Below are 24,248 nucleotides of genomic sequence, written 5' to 3'. Positions count from 1 at the left end.
GCACTTATTTCTCTGCATTGAGCGTATGCCCGAAGGATCCCCGGCACTTGGCCAGGAATTGCCCGACCCATTCGCTGCGGCCATTGCCGCGCGGCGTGATCGCCACGACCGCGCCTTCCGGGAAGTCCTCGTCCAGCGGTATGGCGAGGACTTCCTTGCCATCGGGCGCGGCCCTGGCCTGGGGCGGTTGCGGGACGATGGAATATCCAAGGCCCTCGGCGACCAGCCCGCGCACCATGGCGAAGGACGGCGACTGGAAACGGACAAGCGGCTGATGCCCGCCGCGCTTGAACAGGGCGTCCGTGGCCGCGCGCACCGAGGGATAGTCCAGCAGGATCATGGGCAGATCGGCCAGGTCGGAAAGCCGCAAGCTGGGTCTGCCCGCCAGCGCATGGCCGGCGCTCAGCAGCACATGCGGAGCCGATGGGCAGACCAGTTCGGCGTCGAGATCGGGCTCGTTTACCGTCCCGAAGGTGATGGCCGCCTCGATCCTGCCGGCGCGCATCTGCTCGATGAGATCGTCGTGGTCGGCCTCCAGCAGCCGGATGTCGACATCCGGCTGCTGGCTGGCGAAGCCGGCGACAAGGCCCGGCACGAATTGCGGCCCAAGCGTGATGAAGAAGCCGATGCTGAGATGGTTTTCAGGGTGCGGCGGCCGATGGTCGTCCGGCGCGATCGGGATGGCGCGCCGGTAACCGCGGTTGCCGTAGACCAGCGGCGAGCGCTGCGCGGAGAGATCGATGCTCTCGGCCTCGCCGATGAACAGGAAGTGCGTTCCCCACATCAACGCCGTCTTGAGTTCGCAGTCGAGCGAAACGACGGCGCCGTCGATCACCGGCGCGCCGGTCGCGCCGGGATGCCAGGCGATCGCGCCGAACCGGTCCTGGTTCAGATGCTTGAGGCGGCCCGAAAAGAGATCCGAGACGAAGCTCTGGTTGCCGCTCAGCACATTGGCGCAGAACCGCCTGTTCTTCTTGATCGCCTCGCATGCGGGGCTGAGATGATGGACACTGATCAAAAGCGAGGGCCGGCTGGTGTCGGCCGACACCGACGTCATCGATGAAACGGTCACGCCGAAGCGGCCCGCCTCGCCATCCGTGGTCACCACGGTGACGGCCGAGGCCACGCGGCTCATGCCTTCGATGAAGCGGGCACGCAGATCGGCGTCCATGGTCATCACCCCAGGTCGAAGAAGCGTTCCAGTTCAACGTCTGGAACCTTGCGGCGGAATTCGTCGTGCTGGCACTCGCGCGTGGCTGTGAACGCCTCGACGAAGCGCGGCCCCAGCCAATCCTTGGCGAAATCAGATCCGCGCAGCCGCTCGATCGCCTCGGGCATCGAGCGGGCGAAGTCGCGGGCGGGTTTCTGCGCGTAGCCCGAGCCGATGGTCTCGGGATCGGGCTCGATCTCGCCGATGATGCCGGCGACGCCGGCGGCGATGGTCGCGGCGGCCGAGAGGTATGGGTTGCAATCGGCGCCGGGCAGTCGGTTCTCCACCCGTAGCGTGCCTGCGTCATGACCGACCAGGCGAAAGCAGGTGGTGCGGTTTTCAAAACCCCAGGTCAGGCCCGGCGGCGCGAAGGTGCCGGGGGCGAAGCGGCGGTAGCTGTTGACCGTCGGCTGGAAGACCAGCGTCATGTCGCCGATATGGGCCTGCAGGCCGCCGAGGAAGTGGCGAAAGGCGCGGCTGACTCCGTTCTTTTCCGCCGGGTCCCAGAACAGCGGTTTGCCTGTCTTGTCCTTCAGGCTGATGTGGAGGTGGATCGACTGGCTGTCCGCCTTCTCGTTCCAGCGCGGCATGAAGGTGACCGACCGTCCCTGTCGCAGCGCGAGCGCCCGGATGAAGTTCTTCAGCAGGACCAGCTGGTCGGCCGGCTCCAGGCCCTCGCCAGCGCCGATGCAGGCTTCCATGAAGCCGGCGCCGATCTCCTCGTGCATCTTGGCGAGGTCGATCTTGAGCGGCTCGCAGATGGCGGCCAAGGCTTCATACCACTCGGTCTGGACGACCTGGTAGAGGATCAGGTCATGGCTGGCATGCGCCGTCGCGGTCTTGAGGTTGCGGTAGCCCTTCGCCTTCGCGCTCTCCGGCGTCTCGTCGAACAGCGTGTATTCCAGCTCCATGCCGTATTTGGGCACCAGCCCCGCTTCGTTTGCGCGGGCCAGGACGAATTTCAGGATCGCGCGGGGGCAGATCTGCGCCGAGGCGCCTGTGTAGTTCGACAGCACCAGCAGGTCATGGCCCGGCTTCGACCACGGCAGGCGGCGCGTCGAGCTCGGGTCGAGCAGCAAGGGGTCGTCGTGAAAATCACCCTTGTCGTCATTGACGCCCGGGATGATGAGCATCGCATCGGTGGGATCCAGCGCCAGTTGCGCCGGCGCCATGCCCATGCCGTTCCTGGCGATGCCCTTGAGGCTGTTGACCGAGACCATTTGCCCCCGCAACAGCCCGTTGGTGTCGGTCATCGCGACCGTGGCAAAACGGCTGGCCGGATCGGCCAGGTAATCGTCAATCGTCATGTTGCACCTGATTGAGGGAATGGTCGGCGATGAGGCGGACAAGTTCGGCGAGATCGGTCTCGGGCTGTGTCGAATAGGCCTTGAGGAAGACGCGCAGGCCGTTGTTCAGATAGCGCGCGATCTCGGCGCGCGTGGGCGTGCGGTCGGGCATATAGAGCGCCTGCGTGCGCGGCGCCGACAGGATCAGGCCCCACAGATCCTGCGCGGCGAGTTCGGCATCATCGAACGCCAGCCGGCCAGCGCGCCGCTGGCCTTCCAGATAGTCCATGATGCCACGCAACAGGCGGTCCGGCCCGACTTCCTGATAGGCGCGGCCAATCTCCGGAAAGCGCTGCACCTCGCCGATGATGAGCCGCGCCAGCGACAACAGGTCCGGCCGCAGCACGGTGTCCGCATAGTCCCAGGCGAACTCCATGAGGTCCGCCACCATGCCGCGCGCGGACGGGTGCTCGAAGACATCGAGCATCTGGTCGCGCTCGCCCAGCATCATGGCCGAGAACAGCGCTTCCTTGGACTGGAAGTACTGGTAGAGCGTCGGCTTCGACACCCCCGCTTCAATGGCGACGGCATCCATGTTGGCGCCGGAATAGCCTGTCTCCGCAAAGACCTTCAACGCGGCGTTCAATATGCGCCGCTCTCGATCGAGCTTGTTCTGCTGTCGTTTGGGAAGGGGGCTCATGCCGCCAGCCCGCTCAGGAATTCGAGCAGGATGCGATTGTAGGCATCGGGTTGCTCCAGATTGCAGACATGGCCCGCATCGGCGATCGTTTCGTAGCGGACGTTCGGCCGGGCCGCTTGCGCCAGGATGCGTTCGGCGACGCCACGGATCTCCGTTGGCGGCGCCAGCCGGTCATGTTCGCCTGTCATCATCAGCACCGGCATGGTAAGGCGCGAGAAATCGAAACGTCCGGAGGGATTGGTGAAGCAGACCAGCGCGTCGCGATAGGTGGCGGCCGGAATCTCCGCCATCGAGTTGAGAAGCTGCTTCTTTACCGCGTCGGAAGCGTTCGGCCCTGCCAGCACCTTCACCACCGCGGGTGCGAAATCGGCCGGCGTCTGGCCAGCGTCGAGCGGTACCTTGCGGCTGACACGGAAGGCCTCGCGCTCCTCGAGGCTAGCCTCCGACATGCCTGTGCAGCCGCCGGACAGCACCAGCCCCGCCAGCATCCCGGGGTGGCGCATGGCGAAGGAAGTGGCGATCCATGAGCCGTAGGACAGACCGACCAGCACAAGCCGATCGGCGCCAAGGTCTTCCTTCACGCGCAGGATGTCGTCGCAGTAATCCTCCACGGTCGACGGGTGTCGCCCGAGCGCGCTGCCGCCATAGCCGCGCAGGTCGAGCGCCGCCGCGCGCGTCACGCCACCGACGGCGCCGAGTTGCGGCAGCCAGTTGCCGCGCGAACCGCCGATGCCGTGCAGGAACAGGCAGAGCGGCCCGTCGCCGTCCGGCGTCGCCGTGAGCGCCAGGCGCGGATCGCCATCGATGACGATGTCGCGCGTGGCGGCGGGAGCGGGCAGGGGGCCTGGCTGCTCCGCCGCCCGGGTAGCGAGCGCTGTCTCCGACAGGGCGGCGATGCCCGCCTCAAAGATTGCTTTCGTGCCCTCGCAGATCACCTGCAGCCGCGGCGATGCGGCCTCGACCCGCGCGCTCCAGCGCACGCTGCTGCCCCCACCGTCGCCGGCGCTTATGGCGATGCGGCCGTCATAGGCTTCAGCACCGACGATGCCTTGGAGATGCGTATAGGCGAGCGTGCGATCGCTGTCGCTCAGCCAGGTGAGCTGCTCGCGATAGACGGTGTCCTCGCCATCCACGGTGAAGGCGCGGACCAGCGCGCCGCGCTCGTCGCGCTCGGCGTGGATGGTGGCGATGGCCGGGTGCCATGCACCGCAGAAATCCGAGGCGATGCACCAGACCGCCTCGGGCGAGGCAGCTGAAGCGCCGATGACTTCAACCGTTTCGCGCGCCATTTGCGTCTACCGCGCCGACCGCGCGGCGTCGTGATCGCCGCGCCACAGCGACATGCGGGCGCCGCCTTCGTCACCGGGCGCGTTGTCGATCTCGTCCATCTCGTACAGCGCCAGGACAGAGAGGTAGTCTTCCATGATCTCGGATGTGAAGGGCAGCATCAGCGCGCCGCAGCGGCTGTCGCGGTACATGCGTTCAAGGGGAAGGGACTTCAGCATCGACTGGCCGCCGCAGGTGCGGATCGCCATCGAGGTTATCTCGGCCGCGCCCTCCATGACGTTGTATTGCGCGGCATACATGCGCAGCACCTCGCCCTTGGTCGGGAAGCCCTTGGCCTCGCCGAAGGCCTGCCACCAGAGCGCGCGCATGTTGGCGAGCCGTGCATACATCTTGCCGACCGCGACGCGCTTGGTCGCGTACATGCGCCGGTCGATCGGCGGCTGGCCCGGGATCTTGCCCTTGAGATAATCGACCATGAAGTCGAAGGCGCCTTGGGCTACCCCCATATAAGTCGGCGACAGCGTCACCATCATGTGCGGCCAGTTGGGCAGCGTCTTGCCGAAGATGCCGCGCGGCATCAGCAGGTCCTGATCCGTGACGAAGACATCCTTCAAAATGAGGTCGCGGCTGTTGGTGCCGCGCATGCCAAGCGGGTCCCAGTCGCCCTTGACGCTGAGGCCGGGCGCATCCTTGTGGACGACGAACAGCATGGTGTCTTCGTGGCGCGGCTCCTGGCCTTCGAACACTTCCGTGCAGACGATGGTGTAGTAGTCGCAATAGCCAGCGAGCGAGGCGAACTTCTTGAAGCCGTTGATTGTCCAGCCACCGTCCACCTTGCGGCACTGCGTCTGGTTCGGCTTCGACGTCCAGTTCTGCCCGCCTTCGGAGATGGGCTGCGAATAGATCGCCCTTTCGGCGATGGCGCGGCGGAACTGGCGCTCGCGCAGCGGCGCGAATTCAGCCTTTTCCTGGGGCGTCAGGTTCGGCATGTCGAACATGAAGCGCGACCAGGCCATGGATGAATTGTGCATGTTGAAGGTCAGCGCCGTGGCGCCGCAATATTTGCCGATCTCGGCGCCGACCATGGCGTATTCGAACATCGAAAAGCCCCAGCCGCCGAATTCTTCGGGGATGCAGAGGCCGAGAAAGCCCTCGGCGGCCAGATCCCTGTAATTCTCGACCGGGAAGGAGGCGTCGTCGTCGATCCCCTTGGCGCGCACAGCGAATTTGTCGCGGCCGAGCTCGTTCACCAGCCGCAGCTTGGCCTGAACCTCGGGGCGTATGCGGGAAAGATCGTAATAGTCGGCAATGTCGCTCATGATGTCTCCGAGGGCGTCTTTTTCGTCTAGGGCGTCAGGACGCCAGTTCGCCTTGCAGGACGCCGTCCTTGACGACGATTTTCCCATCCAGCTTGATCGTGCAGTTGCGCATCGGCAGATCGAAATGGCCGAGCGTGTAGCGGCCGGCATATTGGTTGGCGCCTGTCGACCACAGGAACGACCCCGCCAGCGCGCGGAACTCCACCGCCTGCATGTCGCGTTTGTCGTACATGGCGGCCGAGACCCAGCGGGCGCGCGGGTGCATGCCCCAGCCGACATGGCTCATCCCGTAGGCGTTGCGGTCGTTCCAGGCTTCCATGTATTCGCGGAAGTGGATGGCATCGACGCCATCGCCCTTGATGGCGGTGACGAAGTCGTTCTCTACGGTGAAATCGATGCGGCTGGTGAGTGTCGTCTTGAACGTCAGGTTCATGTCGCCGACGTCCATGACGATGCGGCCGTTGACTGCGTTCTTTCCCGGGAAGGCGAGGCAGAGCCCGCCGGGCCAGTGCGCCACCGCGCCGGGTGTGGTGCCGAAGCCGGGCGTGCCGCCGCAAGGTGCGTTGCGCAGGTCGATGACGAGATCGGTTCCCGCCGGCGAGGTGACCCGCATCTCGTTGGCTTCGCGCAGCATCTGAACGCCGAGTGCTACTTTCGGGCCGAGATCGGCGGTAGGCTCGGTGCGCTCGAGAATTTCGGGGTGCTCGTTGGTGACGACCAGCAGCCGGGTGCGCCCAGCCGCTTCGATCTCGGGCCATTCCGGCGCGTGGATCAGGCCTTCGACAGTGCAGTCGACGATGACGTCGCAGAGCTTCAGCGCCTCGATGACAGCGCGGTTGCCCTGGATCGCCCACGACGTGCCCGTGGACTTCACCGGCACTGGCGCCGTCTGGCGCGGCGTCGGCATCTGAATCATGCAGAATTCGGCGCCGAGATCATGCAGGGCGAGTTCCGACAGGTGGATCAGCACCGGACGCGACTGCGTCTCGGAGAGCAGGGCAACTCTCGTGCCCTTGCCGATCGCATTCAGCGTGAAGACACGCCGAAAACAGTCGAGCCAACGTCCTTCGACGCGCTCTTGCATCATAGCGAAACTCCCATTGACGATCCGGCTTGTTTCGGATTTCTTTACTTGCCAGTTAAGTTTTCACAGTCACCTGGGCCTGTCAACGAAATTTTCGAAGATTTTATTATTTTCGAGAATTCAAAGATGCTGGGGGGCTAATATCGGCCTGAGAGCAGGGCGCCGGCGCCGGGTGATGTCGCCAGCAGTCCAAGCCGTGACATCAACTGATAGCCGGTACAGACAGAGGCGCTGACAACCGGAAGCCCCAGCGCTTTCTGGAGTTCGTCGATAACCGGCAAGGAAGGCATCTGCACGCAGGCCGAAGCGACGAACGCATCGATCCCCGTCGTGTCGACTTTTTTGTAGATTTCGAGCAGCTTGTTCGGATCGTGCCTCCCGACCTCGATGTTGTCGGGAATTTCGAGCGCGATGAAGTCCTTCACGGCCACTCCTTCATGCTCGATATAGTCGACAACCAGCTGGGTAAGCGGTTTCACATAAGGGCATATCACTGAAATCCTCTTCGCCCCCAGCACCTTGAGGCCGTCGACGAGGGCACCTGCACTGGTGACGACAGGAGCGGGCGCGCCGTTCTCAACGGTACGCTTATGCAGCCGTGCTTCCGAGGTGCGGTGATAACCCTTACCCATGCTCATGATCGCGACCAGGCAGGCATAGCCAAGGACATCGACGCGAGCGTCGGAAAGCTCGGCCGCGCAGCGGTCGCTGTCGCGATCCATGGCCTCGAGTTCTTCCTTGACCACTTTCTTCATCCGCATCCGGCTGGAGTGGAACGTGAAACGCTCAGGCAGGAACATCTCGCGGGAACGGAAGATCGCTGGGATTTCCGTCTCCATCGTGGTGTTGGAGGAAGGCACAATTTGTCCGATCCGATAGGTGTTCGGCATTGCGGATCCTTTCCGTCTGACCCGTCTGAACTGGCAAGGTGAGCACCGGTCTATGCGCGTTGACCGGCTGGTTCCGCTGCTTCGACCGCACTTGCGTCATCGGCGTCGAGGGTGTGCGCATTGTCGATCAGGGATATCGGTTCCAGCCTGCGCCGGTTCACCCTCAGGTCGAAAACGTCGAACCGGTTGTAGTGACCGACTATGTCATGCATCTGCTTCGGCTGGATACAGCGTCCGAGATCGATCTCGGCGTAGACGATGCCCTCTTCGTCGATCAGCGGCTTGCCGACCACGCGTCCGTCCGGACCGATCACGCCCGAAAAGGCGCTGGATTTGCGCTGCAGGCGCGCCCTTGCGTCTGGAACGACACTTTCCATCGCCGTTATGATCTCCTCCGAGACGGTCGAACAGGAGACGATCGTGAAGAGCTTGCCCTCGAAGGAGTGCGCAATCGCGCGCAGCTTTATGGCCTCCGCCATGTCGTAGTCGGGCGGCGCAACGGGAAGCGAAATGTAGCTTGCGACATGAACCAGCTCCCCTTGGGCAAGCAGCGCGAAGCGGGCGAGCGTGTTGGTGTTCTCGCCGCAGGCAAGCGCTCCGAGCGGACCGATCGCAGTGTCGTAGACTTTCAGCCCGGCCCCATCGCCGGGCGCCCAGGTCAGTTTCTCGGCCCAGGTCGGCATCAATTTGCGATGCTTGCCGAGCAAAGCTCCGTCGGGGCCGATGGTCAGGAGCGTGTTGTAGAGCGTTCCGATCGAACTCGTGCTGCGCTCGTTGATGCCGATCACGACATGGATGCCGGCGTCGCGTGCCGCACCGCGCAGGATTTCGACTTCGGGGCCTGGCTCGGTTATGGCGGCGCGCGCCAGCCTGTCGAACCAGGCTCCGCCCGTCACCGGATCGGTGATCCAGCTCCAGTACGGATAGCCCGGAATGAAAACCTCGGGAAAGGCGATGATATCCGCCCCGTTGGACCTGGCCTCGCGGATGAGCCCGACCGCCTTCTCGATCGTTGCCGGCGTATCGAGAAAGACAGGCGCCGCCTGCACGGCTGCGGCAATGAACTTCGGAAGCTTCAGCATGGCAATTCTCCTGCTCGCGATCGGCCCGACAAGGCGGGGTTGGCGGTCGCCGTCGGCCCCGGCCCTCCCAAGTGGTGCCGCCCTGTGTCTACTCTGGTGTCGCGTCCACGATTGAGTGCCGCAGCGTGCCGATGCCGGCGACGCCAGCCATCACCACGTCGCCCGGCCACATCCATTCCTGCGGGGTCCGCCCGGCGCCGACGCCTTCCGGCGTGCCGCTGGCGATGATGTCGCCCGGCTCCAGCGTGATGGCCGATGAAATGTCGGCGATCAGGTGATCGACCTTGAACAGCATGTGGCGGGTGTTGGAGCGCTGTTTTTCGACGCCGTTCAAGGTGAGCCAAAGATCGAGCACCTGCGGGTCAGGGATTTCGTCGGCCGTGACGATGCACGGCCCGAACGGAGCGTAGGTGTCCTGGCCCTTGGAGAAGATCCACTGACCGGCGCGCCGGTTGTCGCGCGCGGAGATGTCGATCATCACCGAATAGCCGAAGACGTGGCCGAGCGCCTCCGCCTCGCGCACACGACGGGCGGTCGTGCCGATGATGACGGCGAGTTCCACCTCCCAGTCGAGCTGCTGGGTGATCTTCCTGTTATGCTCGATGCCGTCGCCAGGCCCGATCACCGTGGTTGGCGGCTTGGAGAAGACGACAGGCTGCTTCGGCAGGTCCTTCGACGTGTCGAGCGACTTCGCACTCTCGGCGACATGCTCGACATAGTTCAGGCCGATGCCGAAGATGTTCTTGCGCGGCCGGGGAATGGGAGCCAGCAGCTTCACATTGCCGATCGCCGTTGCGACGCCGACCGGAAAGCGTCCGGCGGCCTTGTCGAGACAGTCGCGTAGGGTGTTCAGTGCGGCGCGCCCCGCATCGATCAGGCCGAGCATCGTGTCGGGCAGAGTCTTGTCCTGCGCCGCGGCGAGCGCGCTTGCATCCACGACAAGATCGTCGACCAGGACGCCGAGCCTTGCCGCCGCCTCTACCGAGGCGCGATAGGTAACGAGTTTCATGCGTGTTCCTTCAAAGAAGCGGCTGCAGGCCGCCATTGTCGCCGAACGCCTGCTCGCGGTAGAGCCCGAGCGCCCGCATCACCGGCAGGTCGGACAGGCAGAACAGGCAGGCGTCCTCGCGATCCGATCCGTTGACATGCTCGTGCCACGCCCAGGACGGGACACAGAAGATATCGTGTGCCTGCCAATCGAAGCGCCGGCCGTTGATGATCGAATGTCCGCTGCCCTTCGCCACGTGGTACAGGCCGCTGCCGGTATGCCGGTGCGCCTTCGTATGCTCGCCGGCACGCAGCATTTGCATCGATGCGCCCAGTGTCTGCATCACCGGGCCGTTGGTCACCGGGTTGACATACTCCATCAGCACGCCGTCGAAGGGCGAGCCGTCGGTGCAATCGGCGTATTTCAGCAATGACTCGTAGGTCGGCGCCCACTCGTATTTGAACATCGGGCTGTAGCCCTTGCCCCAGCTTTCGCCCGTCGGTTTGAGGCCGGCATTTCCCCAGGTCTTGGTCATGTCGTCGACCGCGTAGCCGACTGCCTGGCTCAGATCCGGATGCACCTCGTAGAAATTGGCCTCCATGGCGTTGACGAAGGGGATGTCCAGACCGTCCTGCCAGATACAAGGCGACCCCGTCGCCTCCACGCCATGCTCGTGCCACGTGCCGTTGGGCGTCAACACGAAGTCGTTCGCGCCGAGCGTCATCTTGTGCCCGTCAACCACCGTGTAGGCGCCCGAGCCCTCGATGATGAAGCGGATCGCCGAGGCCGAGTGGCGGTGCGCCGAGGCAACCTCGCCGGGGTTCATCACTTGCAACCCGCCGTAAATCCAGCCAACCGCGGCGGCGACGTCCGTGCGTCCGGGATTGTTCAGGTAGACAACGCGCCGTCCGGCTTTCTCCGGCGTCACCAGCTCTATCGAACGCAGCACATGCGCGCGCAGGTCGCGATAGCGCCAGACCACCGGGACCGACTGCGATTTCGGCTCCCACGGCTCGATCTTGTTGGCGACGGTCCACAGCGCGCCGGCCTTATGGCGCTCGAGCTCCTCGTAGTAGGCGAGCAATTCGGGAGTGTCCTCGACGTTTGCCCGCCCAACGACGTCTTCGCGATGGTTTTCGCGTTTCCCTGCCATGCGATCCTCCTGACTTGGGGCATCTTGAGATCGAATATGACTCGGCATATTTTCGAACGCAATGAAAATTATCGAAAATAATTGAAATTGCCGACGACCCTGTCTTTGAGGTAAGGCTGGATGGTGAGGAACCTGAATGACGCTCACCGAAAAAGCCTATGAAGCCCTGCGCCACGACATCATACGCGGCGAGCTCGCGGCTGGTCGGCCGCTGCGGCTTGCCGATCTCGGCGAGCGCTACGGCATGGGTTTCTCGCCGCTGCGCGAGGCGCTGAACCGCCTGCAGGCCGAGCGATTGGTGACAGTCGAATCGCTGCGCGGGTTCCGCGTGGCGCCGCTGTCGCTCGACGAGTTGCATGACGCTGTGTCGCTGCGCATCGTCATCGAAACGGAGGCGCTCAAAGCCTCGATCAGACATGGTGACGATGTCTGGGCATCGGGCATCGTCTCCTCGCTTTACGCCTTGAATGTGCAGGCGGCGCGAACTGGTCCCGAAGCCGATATCTGGACCCTCGAAGCGCGGCATCACGCGTTCCATCGCGCCTTGCTGGCTGCCTGTAATTCGCCCTGGACGCTGGAGTTCTTCGAACGGCTCTACGCCGCGACCGAGCGCTATCGCATTCCTGTCCTGCTCGCGGCTGCGCTGCCGGTGGGCCGCGATGTCCAGGCCGAGCATGGCGCGCTTGCGCAAGCGGCTCTCGACAGGAATGCCGAGGAGGCCTCGGGCTTGCTGAGCCAGCACTACCTTCGAACGGTGGAAGATCTGGCGGCGGCTATTCGGTCAAGTGAAGTGAGCCGACGCGCGTCAGCTAGCTGACGCGCGAGCCTCGTACTTCGCGGCTTTAACCGCGTCGGTTCCAAAACGCAGCGGCCTGCCATGGCTGCTGCGCCTTTTGCAGATCCGCCATGACACCCCGATCATGCACATTCTGCAGGGCAGTCGCGCTGGAATACATTTGTCAGGTTGATGAAGTTGTCTTAACAGGTTAGTCTATCTGCAAACAAACGGGGGAGTTCGCCGGGCGTGGCAAGAACAGGAAGTCAACGTCCGCGTTTGAGCGATGTGCTTTATGCGGACCTTTTGCGCGAGATCAATTCCGGCAAGTTCACAGCCGGAACACGCCTTCCTTCCGAAGCCGATTTCAGCACGCAATTTGGCGTCTCGCGGCCGATCGTTCGCGAGGCTCTGGGGCGCTTGCGGGAGGAGGGCGTCATCCATTCCCGCAAAGGGTCCGGCAGCTATGTCGCCGAGGCCGAGCGGGTGAATGGACTGCCGCCCGCATCCACGAATCGTACGGTCGCCAGCATCTCGGACGTTCAGAAGCTCTATCAGTTTCGCATCTTCCTGGAAGGCGAGGCGGCTTTCCTGGCGGCGCAGAACCGCACCGAGGATCACGTCAGGGCAATCGCGAAAGCGGCCGACGATCTGGCGATGACCATGAACGGTTCTTCCGATGGGACCTACGAAGACATCGTCTTCCACCGTGCAATTGCCGTGGCGGCAGGGAACAGGTTCTTCGTCGATGCCCTGGACCAGATCGCGCCGGATATGCAGTTCATCGTCCGGCTTGCCCGGACACTGCTTCTGGCGCGGCCCGTTAAGAACATCGAAGCCGTGCAGGACGAGCACAGTCTCGTCCTGGACGCGATCCGCGCCGGCGACGCGCCCATGGCGCGCGACCGCATGCAGTTCCACATCCGCACCGCGCAGGCCCGGCTGTTCTTTGGCGAATCCATCGAGGGCCATGACCTGTGGCAGCAAGTGCCGCCGCGCTGAGGGGCAAAGGTCTCTCAGGCGTGGCTCGGCTTGCGCCCAGGCGCCATTTTCCATCAGGCCGTGCGGGCGTGATCAAGCCTGGCCGTGACGCTGGACGGCATAGCGTCCACGGGTCCTGCCTGACTGGTCCCGCACATTACAGGCGAGAGACGATCCGGAAAATCAGATAGGCATGTTGACATGTTTTACAAATCTGTTATTTCTAAGGACAGGCGCCTAGGGATGAGCCGGCCGCATCGCGGCCTTTGACTGGCGCGATTGAGAAATGATCTGGAAGGACACGCCGCGTCATCCTCGCGGCGGTGGAGGAAATTCGTGCAAAATTTCGACGGCAAAAGTGTTTTCATCACCGGCTCGGGTTCGGGGATAGGGCGGGCGACCGCGGTGAGACTTGCGGCTTCCGGCGCTCGGGTCGCGGTTCATGACCTTTCGACCGAAGCCGCTCGCGAGACCTGCGACATGATCCGGGGCGCCGGCGGCGTGGCGCATGAATTTCTGAGCGACGTCTCCGACGTCGCCGCCACGCGAGCCGTGGTTGCGGCGGCTGAAGCAAAGTTCGGCGGCATCGATATTCTCGTCAACAATGCCGGCACCACCAGCGACTTCTGCACGCTCGATGAAGTCACGGAGGAGATGTTCGACCGCTCGATCAGGGTGCATGTGCGCGGAACGCTCTTCACCACGCAGGCCGTCGTGCCTGGAATGAAGCAGCGGGGCGGCGGCAAGATCGTCAATGTCTCGTCGATCTCCGGTACGGTCGGAAATCCCATGGCGACGACCTACAATGCCGCCAAGGGAGCCATCGCGGCATTGACCAAGGGGTGGGCGAAGGAACTGGCTCCTTTCGGCATCCTGGTCAACGCGATCGCGCCGGGGCCGACGATCACGCCGATGACGACGAACAGGCTCGCGCCGGAATACTTCACCGAACGCGCCAAGCAGATACCGCTCGGCAGGTGGGGAACCGCCGAAGACATGGCCGGGGCCATCGCGTTCCTTGCCTCTCCGGATGCCGACTACATCACCGGGCAGATCGTCAGCCCGAATGGCGGTCTCGTCATCACCTGATCCCGGGAGCGTCGACCATGCCTGTTTTCAGACAAGACAGCGCCAGCATTCCCGGCTGGTGCGAGCTGCGCCATTTCGAACTTGTCGAACTCGGCGCCCATGAGGCGATGGCGGTCGACCGGCGCGAGCCGCGGGAGATCGTGGTTTCGGTGCAAGGGACCGGCCAGTTCGCTCATGCGATGGGATCCTGCGCGCTGGCCGAGGGTCAATTCTCGGCGGTGCCGGAAAGCGCCGAAAGCTATACGATGCGTGCGGCGGACCGGCCGGCGGCGTTCATGCGGCTTTGCGGACGCTGGGGCGCCGAGATCGGCGGCTGCGGGGTGTTTCGGGTCAATCCCGGCGACGGTGCGAAGAATGTCGGCGATCCCGTCTCCTACCGCAAGCTGACGGGTGTGGATTCCCACTATCACGACTACGACGAATACTGGATCGTGCTCGAAGGGGCCGGCGTGGCGAGGGTCGGCGACAGGGAATTCGTCGTGCGTCGCGGCGACTGCGTGGCGACCGGCATGGGTCATCATCACGACATCCCCATCATCCATTCACCATTCAAGGCCGTGTACCTGGAAACGACCCTGGGTCGCCAGAAGCGCATTGGCCATCTCTGGAACCACACGCACGGCAATGCCGTGCCGGACCCGGCCCGCGCCTGAGCGGCCCCAGGCATCCGGCCAACACCTAGCTTTCAACGGGAGGAAAACAACATGCAGATCACCAGGAGGACATTCGTCGCCGGCGCTTCGACGGCCGCCGTCGCGGCGCTCGCGACGCCGGCCATCTCGCGCAAGGCAAACGCGGCGGCGCCGATCCAGCTCGTGAGCCATCGCTATCCGGCGCTCGAATACTATGCCAACCAGTTCGCGGCCGCGGCGCCCGAGGGCAATGTCAATCTGCAGCTGATGCCCTTCGACAAGGCGTTCGAACTGATGAACATCGCGCTGTCGTCGAAGTCGAACAGCATCGACGTGATGTATGTCAACGAGAGCATGACCGGCTTCATGCGCAGCGGCTGGCTGCGCCCGCTGAACGATGTCTGGGAAAAATTCGAGGACGAGTTCAACCTCAAGGACATTAATCCGGACGTGCTGAAGCACTTCACCTATGAGGGCAAGATCTACGGCATTCCGCTGACCTCGATCTCGCACCTGTTCTTCTACCGCAAGGATGTATTCGACGCAGCCGGCAAGACGCCTCCCAAGACCATAGACGAGTATATCGGACTTGCCCGCGACCTGAATTCGCCGGCGCGCGCCGGCACCATCAGCTGTCTTCGCGGTGACTCCGCCCTTGGCGAATCCCACTGGTATATCAATGCCCTTGCGGATGGCTGGTTCGACGACAAGTGGAACCCGATCTTCAACAATGAAAAGGGCATCCAGGCCATTGGCCGTCTGAAGGAGGCCACGCAGTACGCCCAGCAGGGCTTCATGAACGCGCACAATGACGAATGCACGATCGCCATGCAGCAGAATATCGCCGCGATGGGGCTGTCCTGGACGACGCGGGCGACCGCGATGGACGATCCGGCCAAGTCTGCGGTCGTCGGCAAGGTCGACTTCGTGCCGCCGCCGCAGGGTCATGGCCGGCTTGCGCTCGATGGCTACGCGATCTCGGCCTATTCCTCGCAGGATCCCGAAACACTGTTCCGGCTGATCTGCGCCGCGGCAAGCGACAAGAGCATGCGCGGGGCCACCGGCTTCACCATGGTGCCGCGCATGTCGATCCTCGCGGATCCCGCGGTGCAGGCCAAGTACCGTCACTACCCGGCGGGCCTCGAGGCCATCAGGACGGCGGTTCCGTTCCCGAAGATCCCGGAATTCTTCGCGGTGGGCGAGTTCATCCGCCGGCGCATCCTGCAGGCGATCGCCGGCGAGATGGACGTCGCCACCGCGCTCAACACCGCAGCGGGCGAAACCCGCGACTACCTGGCCAAGAGCGGCTACTACAAATAGCCCTCAAGCGTCCTATCATCCCGTCCGGGAGGAGCTTTGTCCTCCCGGGCCGTTGCCAATTCCTCCGCGTCGAGCGGGAATAATTGCGGCCCAAAGCGATGAACATGGTGAGCAAGATCGAGCATCCCCAGCACAAGGTGGCCGCGCCGGCGAAAGAGGTCCGGCCTCTGCCGCGACGTCCCGCGCGCCGCAGGGACGATCAGCGGGCGCTCTGGCTGTTCATGGTGCCGAGCCTTGCCGTTATCTGCTGCGTGCTCCTGGTGCCGCTGGGCTATGCCATCTATCTCAGCTTCACCGACTACAATCTCACCACGGGCGGCGCCACGGCATTCGTCGGCCTGTCCAACTACCAGGACCTGCTTGGCGAGGAGCGGTTCTGGTCCTCCCTGGTGCGGACCGTGTTCATCGTCACGTCGGCCGTAACGCTGGAGTTCGCACTGGGGCTGGCGATTGCCTACGGGCTCTACAAGCTGACCTTCGGCGCCAAGTCGCTGCTGATGCTGGTCTTCATTCCCTATGTCATCACGCCGACGGTCGCGGCGCTGTTCCTGCGCTGGCTGTTCATGGGCCGGTTCGGGCTGATCAGCGGCATGATCATCGGCATGGGCTACTATCCGCCCGATTTCCTGGGCAGCGCTGGCTGGGCGCAGTTCACCGTCATCATCGCCGATGCCTGGCAGTTCACGCCTTTCATGGTGCTCACCCTCTATGCCGGCCTGAACACGGTCGACACCAGCCTGATCGAGGCGGCCAAGATCGACGGGGCAGGCCCGCTGACCATCCTGTTCCGCATCATGCTGCCGTCGATCAAGTTTCTCATCGTCTTCGTGCTCTCGGTCCGCTTCATGGATGCGTTCCGCTTCTTCGACACGATCTATGTGCTGACAGCGGGCGGGCCAGGCACAGCGACCGAAACGCTCACCATGTACACCTATGCGCTCGCCTTCCGCTTCTTCGAGGTCGGCAAGGCCTCGGCGCTGGGCGTCATCACGCTGCTGTTTGTCGCCAGCGTCACCGCCGTCATGCTGTGGGTCGTCTTCCGCCGCAGGGGAGAAAGCCAATGAGATCCACACTCATGAAGCAGGTGCCGCTGTTCCTCATCCTGCTGTGCTTCTGCATCGTCAACCTGACGCCGGTGGCCTGGGGTTTCCTCACTTCCATCCGGCAACCTGTCGACGCCTTCGCCGTGCCGCCGAAGCTGATCTTCACGCCGACGCTCGAATTCCACTGGCAGATCTGGGTGGACAAGGGTTTCTGGCGCTTCCTCATCAATACGGCGATCGTCTCGGTCTGCGCGGTTACCATATCGGTGTCGATCGGATCGATGGCCGCCTACGCGCTGTCGCGGCTGCGCTCGCGTCTCGCCTCCGGCCTGCTGTTCAGCCTGCTGGCCATGCGCATGTTCCCTCACATCCTGCTTGCGATACCGTTCTTCGTGATCGCGCAGGCCGCCCACTTGATCGACACCTACATCGCCATGATCCTCGCCGTGGTCGCGTTGAACCAGCCTTTCACCATCTGGCTAATGCGCAGCTTCTTCGCGGAAGTGCCCGGTGAACTCTATGATTCCGCCGTGATGGACGGCTGCAATGCTTGGCAGACCTTCCGGCGCGTGGCGCTGCCGATCGTGAAGCCCGGCCTTTGGGTGACGACCCTGTTCTCGCTGCTGCTGGCCTACAATGAATTCCTGCTCGCTTTGGTGCTGACGCGCACCGGCACCAAGACGATGCCGGTCGCCATCGCCGAATACGGCGCCGAGGACATCAGCTACTGGTCGCTCTCTGCCGCGGCCGCCTTCGGCATCATGCTGCCGATCCTCGTCTTCATGCTGTTCATGCAGCGGCATCTGGTTCGCGGCATGGCCGCAGGCGCGGTCAAGGGCTAGCGCAAAGGCGGTCTCCGCCAGCTCGACAAGAAAGGCTTTCGCCAATGGCATCCGTCGCAATTCGAAACGTCGGCAAACGATATGGTCCGGTGACCGTGATGCGCGGCATCGGCGTCGACATCGCGGACGGTGAGTTCGTCGTCCTCGTCGGCCCTTCGGGCTGCGGAAAGTCGACGCTGCTGCGCATGATCGCCGGCCTCGAGGAGATCACCGAGGGAGAAGTCTCGATTGGCGAGACCGTGGTCAACGACATCGCGCCGAAAGACCGCAACATCGCCATGGTGTTCCAGAACTACGCGCTCTATCCGCACATGACGGTCGAGGAGAACATGGCCTTCGCGCTGACGCTGCAGCGCACCGAACGGGCAGAGATCGAAAAGAGAGTGCGCCGCGCCGCGGAAATCCTCGGCCTCGCGCCGCTGCTCAAACGTTATCCCAAGCAGCTCTCGGGCGGCCAGCGCCAGCGTGTCGCCATGGGACGCGCGATCGTGCGCGATCCGCAGGTCTTCCTCTTCGACGAGCCGCTCTCCAACCTCGACGCGAAGCTGCGGGTGCAGATGCGGATGGAGATCAAGGAACTGCATCAGCGGCTGAAGACGACCACGGTCTACGTCACGCACGACCAGATCGAGGCGATGACCATGGCCGACCGCATCGTGGTGATGCGCGACGGCGCGGTCGAGCAGATAGGCGCGCCGCTCGATCTCTACAATCATCCCGACAACCTGTTCGTCGCCGGCTTCATCGGATCGCCGGGGATGAACTTCATGGCGGGGCGCATCGAGAATGGCCGCTTCCTGACAAAGGGCGGCGAGACGCTTCCTCTGCCCGATGGCTACGGCGGCACGCGGACCGACGTGATCTACGGCATCCGGCCCGAACATCTTACGCTGGATGTCGGAGGCGCACCCGCCCTGGTGTCCGTCGTGGAGCCGACCGGGCCGGAAGTCCAGGTCTTCGCCAGGCTCGGCGTGGAGCAGATCGTCGCGGTGCTGCGCGATGCTCCGTCCGTCTCGCCGGGCGACAAGGTTGGCTTCAGCCCGCAGATCGATCGGGTCCATATTTTCGACGCGGCAAGCGGGCGCAGGTTGGTGGCGGCGGATCTCGACCGGGCGGCCTGACACAAGGCCATTCGCGGGTTCGACTCAGGTCTTTCAGAGGAACTCCCCCGGCGGATGCGTCGGAGCGGCATAGCCGTGAAAATTGACCAGAGGTGTAAAATATTCCCAAAAGGTGTAAATTTAAATTTACAGATTGACAGGATTTGTCAGGATTAATAAGCGAATAGAAGCGGCAAGGATGTCAGTGCTGAACAGGAGGCCCGGTTGAAATTCGTCGACACAACGACCGCATCGCGTACCGATGCAGCCGCAGGCGAACCCGCCTCCGCCGGAGCTTCCTGCAATCGGCTGGCGGCCGGGTTGACGCCGTCGGTCGTTGTCGCCGCGACCATGGACACCAAGGGCGAGCATGTCGATTTCCTGCGCAAGGAACTCGAGGAGCGCGGTCTTGCCGTCATCGTCGTCGATTGCGGCATCCGCCCGGCCGGCCCGCATCGCATCGACCTTGGCGCCGAGATGGTCGCCGAATATGCCGGGACGACGATCGAGGCTGTCCGCCGCTGGCCGGAAAGGGCGCCGGCGCTGGCGCAGATGCTGGTCGGCATCGAGGCCTGTATCGCTGACCTGCAGGCGCGGCGGCTCTTGACCGGCTTCATCGGTCTTGGCGGCGGGACGAACGCATCGCTTGCCGCGCGCGCGTTCAAGGTGCTGCCTTACGGCGTTCCGAAAATCCTCGTCTCGACGGCGGTCTCCGGCGACACCAAACCCTTCATCGAGGGCAGCGATGCCGTCCTCATCCATCCGGTCGTGGATTTCATCGGCTTGAACGCGCCGTTGCGCGCCAGCCTGTCGCGCGCGGCGGCGGCCATGGAGGCGATGTTGTCCATTCCGTTCTGGGCGGCCGAGGACGCGTCGTCGATCATCGGCGTGACGGCGGTCGGCGCCACCACGCTCGCGGCCGAAACCGCCGCGGCGCTGTTCCAGGACAAGGGATTCGGCACATACATGTTCCATGCTCGCGGACCGGGCGGGCTGGCATTCGAGGATCTGATCGCGCAGGGCCGCATCGCGGCCGCCCTTGATCTGGCGACGACCGAGGTGACCGACGAGGTCGTCGGCGGCCTGCGCAGCGCGGGCCCGCATCGCATGGAAGCGGCGGTCGCCGCCGGCATTCCGCAGGTCGTCATTCCCGGAGCCGTCGACCTGGTCAACTTCAGTGGGCCGGCGAGCGTCCCCGAGCGCTTCCGCGATCGCCAGTTGGTGTCGCACACGCCGTCCAGCACGCTAATGCGCACGCTTCCCGAGGAGAGCAGACAGATCGGCGCCTGGATCGGCGCCAAGCTTTTTCACGCGAAGGGGCCTGCTTCCGTTTTCGTGCCCATGGCGGGGTTCTCGTCCTATGACCGCAAGGGCTCCGCGTTCTTCGATCCACGCGCCACGGATGCCTTTGTGGAAGGCATATCGCAGGCACTTGCGGCGCGGCCCGACATCCGCATCGAGACGCCCGACCTCCACATCAACGATCCGGCCTTTGTCAGAGGCGCCTGCGAGCGTCTTCTCGACCATGTCCGGGCAACCAGCTGAGGAAAACAACTCCATGGCGAAGCGGTATTCCCGCGCGCAAGTCGTTGCGCGCATCAAGAGCGAGATCGACAGGAAGCGGTTCCTGCTGATGCAGGGCGCCGGCATCGGCCTGATCGCCCGGTTGGTCGAGAAAGCCGGCGTCGATCTGATCGCCGTCTACAACACCGGCCACTACCGCATGAATGGCTGGGCGAGCATCTACGGCACCTTGCCGATCGGCAATGCCAACGACGTCGTGCTCGACCTTGCGCGCCAGATCGTCCCGGTCGTGCAGGAGGTGCCGTTGATCGGCGGCATCTACGCGCATGACCCGACGCGGGACCACGAGCGCTCCCTGGCCGACGTGAAGGCGGCCGGCTTCTCGGGCGTCATCAACGTCCCGACGATCGGCCGCATCGACGGCACCTACCGCAACGATCTCGAATCCGTCGGCATCAGTTTCCAGCGCGAGGTCGACCTGATGTCGCGCGCCATGCAGCACGACCTCTATACCGTCGCCTATGTCTACCAGCCGATGGAGGCGGCGATGATGGCGAAGGCCGGCGTCGACATGATCGTGGGCCATGTCGGGCTGACTGCCGGCGGCGATGTGGGCGCGACGCAGGCGATCGGTCTCGATCGGGCCGTCGAGGATCTTCGCAACATGTTCGACGCCATTCGCGAAGTCAGCGACACCGCCGTGCTCCTGTCCCATGGCGGCCCGATCATCACGCCGCAGGACGCGGCCTATATCAGCGAGCGGACACCCGCCGTCGGTTTCGTCGGCGCGTCCAGCATCGAACGGATTCCCGTCGAGCCCGCAGTGCGGGACGTCACCACGCGGTTCAAGGAAATCAGCCTGCGATGACCCCTCCCAGGGGCGGCCATGCCGCCGCACGGCGTCTCGTGGCGAGGCCCGGCTCCGGCGGCGGTTTGGCCCTCTCTTCGGACGAAGCGCCAGCCATGGGCCGCGACTTGCCGCCGGGCATGAAAGCCGATGTCTGGCAAAGCCTGCGGGACAGGCTTGCCGAAGCGGGCTTTGCCGGTGACATCGCCCTGGATACGGCCTCGCGCTTCGCCGCCTCGACCGACAACAGCGTCTATCGCATCGTGCCCGACATCGTCGTCGCGCCGCGCGATGCTGCCGACACGCAACGCCTGCTGCGTGTCCTTGACGAGGAGCCTTTCCATGGTCTTGCCGTCACCGCGCGGGGAGGCGGGACCGGAACCAATGGCCAGGCTCTCAACCGCGGCGTGGTCGTGGATTTCCGCCGGCACATGAACCGCATCCTGCGCGTCGACGCACAGGCGGGATGGGTCGAGGTCGAGCCCGGCATCGTGCTCGACGATCTCAACGAACAGCTGGCCGGGACCGGTCTTTTCTTCGCCCCGTCGACGTCGACCGCGAACCGCTGCACGATCGGCGGGATGATTGCCACGGATGCGTCGGGCAAGGGATCGCGCCTCTACGGCAAGACCGGGGACAACGTGCTTGGGCTTGAACTGATGCTCGCCGGCGGCAGGGTTCTCGACAGCGCCGAGAAGCCGGCCGCGTGGGCTGAAAATATGCTGCGGGCCGTCGCGCGGGCGTGTGACAGCGGCAGGCCGGCTCTTCTCGAGCGGATTCCGCATCTGTCACGGCGCTTCACCGGCTATGATCTGGAGCGCGCGCGGCCGGCGTCCGATCGCCTCGACTGGTGGCGGTTGCCGATCGGCGCGGAGGGAACCCTCGGCCTCGTCACGAGGGCGCGCCTGAAGCTTGTCAGGATCCCTCGCCATAAGAGCCTCCTGGTTCTCGCCTTCGCGCGCTTTGCCGAGATGCTGGATGCCACGGCCGAACTCCTGAAGGCCGAACCGGTCGCGATCGAAGTCATTGACGAATGGGTGCAGAGCCTCGCCGGTGACGCCGGACTGCTGTCGGATCTGCCTCCCGCCATCCGAGGCGCGGGGAAAGACAATCCGGTGCTTGCCTTTGTCGAACTGGCTGGCGACGAGGTCGATGTCCTGGAGCGCCAGGCCGACCAATGCCTGGGGATCGCGGGCCGCATGGTGGGATTTCGCGGCGCCCATCGAGCCACGGCGCCGGCGGAGATAAGGCATCTGTGGACGGTCCGTTCCGCCTGCGTCGGTCTGCTCGGTGCCGCCAAGGACACGCGCAAGCCGATCTCCTTCGTCGAGGATTGCGTGGTGCCGCCGCAGAGCCTGTCGGCATTCGTAACGGATTTCGCGACCATCCTGTCGAGGCATGGGATTTCCTACGGCATTTACGGCCACGCCGATGTCGGTTGCCTGCACACCCGTCCGGCGCTCGACATCCATTCGGCACATGACAGGCGGCTCTACAAGCAGATCTCGGATGAAGTCTTCGCGGCGGTGACCGCCCATGGTGGTATCTTCTGGGGCGAGCACGGCAAGGGGATCAGGGGCGAGTATCTGGAAGCCTTCGTGGGACCGCAGGCCTATGCCGCGTTCCGGGCGATCAAGGCGGCCTTCGATCCTGGCGGCAGGTTCAATCCGGGCAAGCTGGTGGCGGGCGGCGGCGAGCTTTACGGCGTGGCGTCGGCGCCGATGCGCTCGGCGCCGGCCTCCGCCGGCGATGTCTTCGCGCAGGCCTTTGCCTGCAACGGCAACGCCTTGTGCCTGACCTATGCGGCCACCACCCCGATGTGCCCTTCGTTCAAGGTCAGCCGGGAGCTTCGCCATTCGCCCAAGGGCCGCGCGGAGGCGTTGCAAGCGTGGCGGAACGCCCGCGACGACGGCACCGCGACCGATGCGATGGAGGCCGAGGTCTTCGAGGCGCTTGATGGATGCCTGGGCTGCAAGTCCTGCGCCGGAAGCTGTCCGACCCATGTCGACATCCCCGAATTGAAGTCGCATTTCCTCCAGCATTATCATCGCCACCGGCGCCGCTCGCCCGGCGATGCCGCCGCTATCGCGCTGGAGCGCTTCGCGCCGCTGCTGTGTCGTGTGCGGCCGCTGCTGCGTGCATTCGCGGCAACCGGTATCTATCGCCACGCCGCGCAGGCGCTGGGCATCGTCGATCCGCCGGTGCCTTCGCGCTACGGGCTGAAACAGCTCGGCTTTCGGCAGGTGTCCCATCGCGATATCCATGGCATCAGGGCCGAGCGGGACCAGGTCCTCTTGCTGCAGGATCCGTTCTCGGCGCTGTTCGACACCGCTGCCGTCGCCGCGATCGCTCGTGGCCTCGCCACACTCGGCTACACGCCACTGGTGCTCGAACCGGTTTCGGGTGGAAAGGCCGCGCACGCCAAAGGCGACCGGGCCGGTTTCGTCAGGCAGGCGGTGCGGCTTGCCAGCCTCCTGCGGTCGCTCGAAGAGACGGGCATGCCGATCATCGGAACCGATCCCGCCTTCATCTACATGCTCAGAAGCGAGTATCCGAAAGCGGGCTTCGCGGGACTGCCGAAAGTGTGGTCGGTCGAGGAATACCTCGTCGAGGAAATGGACCGGGGCCGTGTCTTCCCCCGGGCCGAGCCGGCTGCCGCCGACACGATTTTCCTCCATTGCACGGAACAGGCCATGCGGCCTCGGGTTGGCGACGACTGGAGACGCCTCATGCGGGCGCTCGGCATCGAGGTTTTACCGCAGTCGACCGGCTGCTGCGGCATGTCGGGTTCGTTCGGGCATGAGGGCCGGCACGCCGACTGGTCGCGCAAGCTGTTCGACCTTTCATGGCGCAAGCCCGTCGAAGCCGCCGCGTCGGTCTATGCGACCGGATTTTCCTGCCGATGCCAGGTCGAGCGCTTTGCCGATGTCGCGGCCACTCACCCCATGGAGCTGATCGCCCTGCGCTTGGAAAAAGCAAAGGCTAAGCACGCTATCTATCCGAGCGCCGCCGAAGTCGCGTCCGAGGCGTCGAGCTAAAAACGGTCTTGCAGCCTGTGGCATGGATTGTTGGCCCGTCGCCGGGACTGTCGCGCTC

The 24,248-nt window shown here is 64.3% G+C and carries 21 protein-coding genes; 11 read left to right on the top strand and 10 right to left on the bottom strand.

Annotated elements, in window-relative coordinates; genetic code table 11:
* Positions 1–4: 4 nt before the first annotated feature.
* From FFS37_RS35765 to FFS37_RS14115, 10 genes are all read right to left on the bottom strand, one after another.
* Complete coding sequence (locus FFS37_RS35765) at positions 5–1,171, bottom strand: LysR substrate-binding domain-containing protein (RefSeq protein ID WP_210240456.1); 1,167 nt, start codon at positions 1,169–1,171, stop codon at positions 5–7.
* Between the two features lie 5 nt (positions 1,172–1,176).
* Positions 1,177–2,517, bottom strand: coding sequence for a glutamine synthetase family protein (locus tag FFS37_RS14155; protein ID WP_137931580.1), 1,341 nt, complete (start codon positions 2,515–2,517; stop codon positions 1,177–1,179).
* Positions 2,507–3,196, bottom strand: coding sequence for a TetR/AcrR family transcriptional regulator (locus tag FFS37_RS14150; RefSeq protein WP_137931579.1), 690 nt, complete (start codon positions 3,194–3,196; stop codon positions 2,507–2,509). The genes FFS37_RS14155 and FFS37_RS14150 overlap by 11 nt, the downstream gene beginning before the upstream one ends.
* Positions 3,193–4,485, bottom strand: coding sequence for an alpha/beta fold hydrolase (locus FFS37_RS14145; protein WP_137931578.1), 1,293 nt, complete (start codon positions 4,483–4,485; stop codon positions 3,193–3,195). Before FFS37_RS14145 ends, FFS37_RS14150 begins: the two co-directional genes overlap by 4 nt.
* 6 nt (positions 4,486–4,491) lie before the next feature.
* The gene (locus tag FFS37_RS14140) at positions 4,492–5,802 is read right to left on the bottom strand and encodes an acyl-CoA dehydrogenase family protein (RefSeq protein ID WP_137931577.1); all 1,311 of its coding nucleotides are present in this window, start codon (positions 5,800–5,802) and stop codon (positions 4,492–4,494) included.
* Positions 5,803–5,836: 34 nt separating this feature from the next.
* Entirely contained in the window at positions 5,837–6,889 is a 1,053-nt protein-coding gene (locus FFS37_RS14135; protein ID WP_137931576.1) for a peptidase M29, read from the bottom strand.
* Between the two features lie 134 nt (positions 6,890–7,023).
* Complete coding sequence (locus FFS37_RS14130) at positions 7,024–7,776, bottom strand: maleate cis-trans isomerase family protein (RefSeq protein ID WP_137931575.1); 753 nt, start codon at positions 7,774–7,776, stop codon at positions 7,024–7,026.
* 50 nt (positions 7,777–7,826) lie between these two features.
* A complete protein-coding gene (locus FFS37_RS14125; protein WP_137931574.1) occupies positions 7,827–8,858 on the bottom strand; it encodes a carbon-nitrogen hydrolase family protein in 1,032 nt (343 codons plus the stop codon).
* Positions 8,859–8,946: 88 nt separating this feature from the next.
* A complete protein-coding gene (locus FFS37_RS14120; protein WP_137931573.1) occupies positions 8,947–9,867 on the bottom strand; it encodes a fumarylacetoacetate hydrolase family protein in 921 nt (306 codons plus the stop codon).
* A gap of 10 nt (positions 9,868–9,877) precedes the next feature.
* Positions 9,878–10,999 (bottom strand): cupin domain-containing protein, encoded by a 1,122-nt coding sequence (locus FFS37_RS14115; RefSeq protein ID WP_137931572.1) that lies wholly within the window; start codon positions 10,997–10,999, stop codon positions 9,878–9,880.
* 136 nt (positions 11,000–11,135) lie between these two features.
* Between FFS37_RS14115 and FFS37_RS14110 the strand changes: the two genes are divergently transcribed.
* From FFS37_RS14110 to FFS37_RS14060, 11 genes are all read left to right on the top strand, one after another.
* Complete coding sequence (locus FFS37_RS14110; protein WP_137931571.1) at positions 11,136–11,816, top strand: GntR family transcriptional regulator; 681 nt, start codon at positions 11,136–11,138, stop codon at positions 11,814–11,816.
* A gap of 246 nt (positions 11,817–12,062) precedes the next feature.
* On the top strand, positions 12,063–12,776 hold the full coding sequence (locus tag FFS37_RS14105; protein WP_232375674.1) for a FadR/GntR family transcriptional regulator: 714 nt from the start codon (positions 12,063–12,065) through the stop codon (positions 12,774–12,776).
* Between the two features lie 315 nt (positions 12,777–13,091).
* Positions 13,092–13,844 (top strand): SDR family NAD(P)-dependent oxidoreductase, encoded by a 753-nt coding sequence (locus FFS37_RS14100; protein WP_171026280.1) that lies wholly within the window; start codon positions 13,092–13,094, stop codon positions 13,842–13,844.
* A gap of 17 nt (positions 13,845–13,861) precedes the next feature.
* Positions 13,862–14,497 (top strand): cupin domain-containing protein, encoded by a 636-nt coding sequence (locus tag FFS37_RS14095; RefSeq protein ID WP_137931568.1) that lies wholly within the window; start codon positions 13,862–13,864, stop codon positions 14,495–14,497.
* A 51-nt stretch (positions 14,498–14,548) separates the two neighbouring features.
* Positions 14,549–15,796, top strand: coding sequence for an extracellular solute-binding protein (locus tag FFS37_RS14090; RefSeq protein ID WP_137931567.1), 1,248 nt, complete (start codon positions 14,549–14,551; stop codon positions 15,794–15,796).
* Between the two features lie 104 nt (positions 15,797–15,900).
* Entirely contained in the window at positions 15,901–16,860 is a 960-nt protein-coding gene (locus FFS37_RS14085; RefSeq protein WP_171026279.1) for a carbohydrate ABC transporter permease, read from the top strand.
* Positions 16,857–17,681 (top strand): carbohydrate ABC transporter permease, encoded by an 825-nt coding sequence (locus FFS37_RS14080; RefSeq protein WP_137931565.1) that lies wholly within the window; start codon positions 16,857–16,859, stop codon positions 17,679–17,681. The genes FFS37_RS14085 and FFS37_RS14080 overlap by 4 nt, the downstream gene beginning before the upstream one ends.
* Before the next feature lie 44 nt (positions 17,682–17,725).
* Positions 17,726–18,802, top strand: coding sequence for an ABC transporter ATP-binding protein (locus tag FFS37_RS14075; protein WP_137931564.1), 1,077 nt, complete (start codon positions 17,726–17,728; stop codon positions 18,800–18,802).
* A gap of 204 nt (positions 18,803–19,006) precedes the next feature.
* A complete protein-coding gene (locus tag FFS37_RS14070; protein ID WP_137931563.1) occupies positions 19,007–20,326 on the top strand; it encodes a Tm-1-like ATP-binding domain-containing protein in 1,320 nt (439 codons plus the stop codon).
* A gap of 13 nt (positions 20,327–20,339) precedes the next feature.
* Positions 20,340–21,173 carry a phosphoenolpyruvate hydrolase family protein gene (locus tag FFS37_RS14065; RefSeq protein WP_137931562.1) on the top strand — a complete coding sequence of 278 codons (834 nt, stop codon included), beginning with the start codon at positions 20,340–20,342 and terminating at the stop codon, positions 21,171–21,173.
* The gene (locus FFS37_RS14060; RefSeq protein ID WP_232375660.1) at positions 21,170–24,190 is read left to right on the top strand and encodes an FAD-binding and (Fe-S)-binding domain-containing protein; all 3,021 of its coding nucleotides are present in this window, start codon (positions 21,170–21,172) and stop codon (positions 24,188–24,190) included. Before FFS37_RS14065 ends, FFS37_RS14060 begins: the two co-directional genes overlap by 4 nt.
* Positions 24,191–24,248: the final 58 nt, after the last annotated feature.

It is taken from the genome of Mesorhizobium comanense, from assembly GCF_005503535.1.
Classification (GTDB): domain Bacteria; phylum Pseudomonadota; class Alphaproteobacteria; order Rhizobiales; family Rhizobiaceae; genus Mesorhizobium; species Mesorhizobium comanense.
The sequence above is the reverse complement of the archived record's forward strand: the minus strand, read 5'-3'. Positions and strand labels throughout refer to the sequence as shown.

Excerpts from the sequence above, each read along its gene's own strand:
- FFS37_RS14090 (WP_137931567.1), top strand. The coding sequence starts at position 14,549 with ATGCAGATCACCAGGAGGACATTCGTCGCCGGCGCTTCGACGGCCGCC.
- FFS37_RS14155 (WP_137931580.1), bottom strand. The coding sequence starts at position 2,517 with ATGACGATTGACGATTACCTGGCCGATCCGGCCAGCCGTTTTGCCACG.
- FFS37_RS14150 (WP_137931579.1), bottom strand. The coding sequence starts at position 3,196 with ATGAGCCCCCTTCCCAAACGACAGCAGAACAAGCTCGATCGAGAGCGG.
- FFS37_RS14135 (WP_137931576.1), bottom strand. The coding sequence starts at position 6,889 with ATGATGCAAGAGCGCGTCGAAGGACGTTGGCTCGACTGTTTTCGGCGT.
- FFS37_RS14125 (WP_137931574.1), bottom strand. The coding sequence starts at position 8,858 with ATGCTGAAGCTTCCGAAGTTCATTGCCGCAGCCGTGCAGGCGGCGCCT.
- FFS37_RS14140 (WP_137931577.1), bottom strand. The coding sequence starts at position 5,802 with ATGAGCGACATTGCCGACTATTACGATCTTTCCCGCATACGCCCCGAG.
- FFS37_RS14085 (WP_171026279.1), top strand. The coding sequence starts at position 15,901 with ATGGTGAGCAAGATCGAGCATCCCCAGCACAAGGTGGCCGCGCCGGCG.
- FFS37_RS14095 (WP_137931568.1), top strand. The coding sequence starts at position 13,862 with ATGCCTGTTTTCAGACAAGACAGCGCCAGCATTCCCGGCTGGTGCGAG.
- FFS37_RS14060 (WP_232375660.1), top strand. The coding sequence starts at position 21,170 with ATGACCCCTCCCAGGGGCGGCCATGCCGCCGCACGGCGTCTCGTGGCG.
- FFS37_RS14065 (WP_137931562.1), top strand. The coding sequence starts at position 20,340 with ATGGCGAAGCGGTATTCCCGCGCGCAAGTCGTTGCGCGCATCAAGAGC.
- FFS37_RS14120 (WP_137931573.1), bottom strand. The coding sequence starts at position 9,867 with ATGAAACTCGTTACCTATCGCGCCTCGGTAGAGGCGGCGGCAAGGCTC.
- FFS37_RS35765 (WP_210240456.1), bottom strand. The coding sequence starts at position 1,171 with ATGGACGCCGATCTGCGTGCCCGCTTCATCGAAGGCATGAGCCGCGTG.
- FFS37_RS14110 (WP_137931571.1), top strand. The coding sequence starts at position 11,136 with ATGACGCTCACCGAAAAAGCCTATGAAGCCCTGCGCCACGACATCATA.
- FFS37_RS14080 (WP_137931565.1), top strand. The coding sequence starts at position 16,857 with ATGAGATCCACACTCATGAAGCAGGTGCCGCTGTTCCTCATCCTGCTG.
- FFS37_RS14130 (WP_137931575.1), bottom strand. The coding sequence starts at position 7,776 with ATGCCGAACACCTATCGGATCGGACAAATTGTGCCTTCCTCCAACACC.
- FFS37_RS14115 (WP_137931572.1), bottom strand. The coding sequence starts at position 10,999 with ATGGCAGGGAAACGCGAAAACCATCGCGAAGACGTCGTTGGGCGGGCA.
- FFS37_RS14075 (WP_137931564.1), top strand. The coding sequence starts at position 17,726 with ATGGCATCCGTCGCAATTCGAAACGTCGGCAAACGATATGGTCCGGTG.
- FFS37_RS14145 (WP_137931578.1), bottom strand. The coding sequence starts at position 4,485 with ATGGCGCGCGAAACGGTTGAAGTCATCGGCGCTTCAGCTGCCTCGCCC.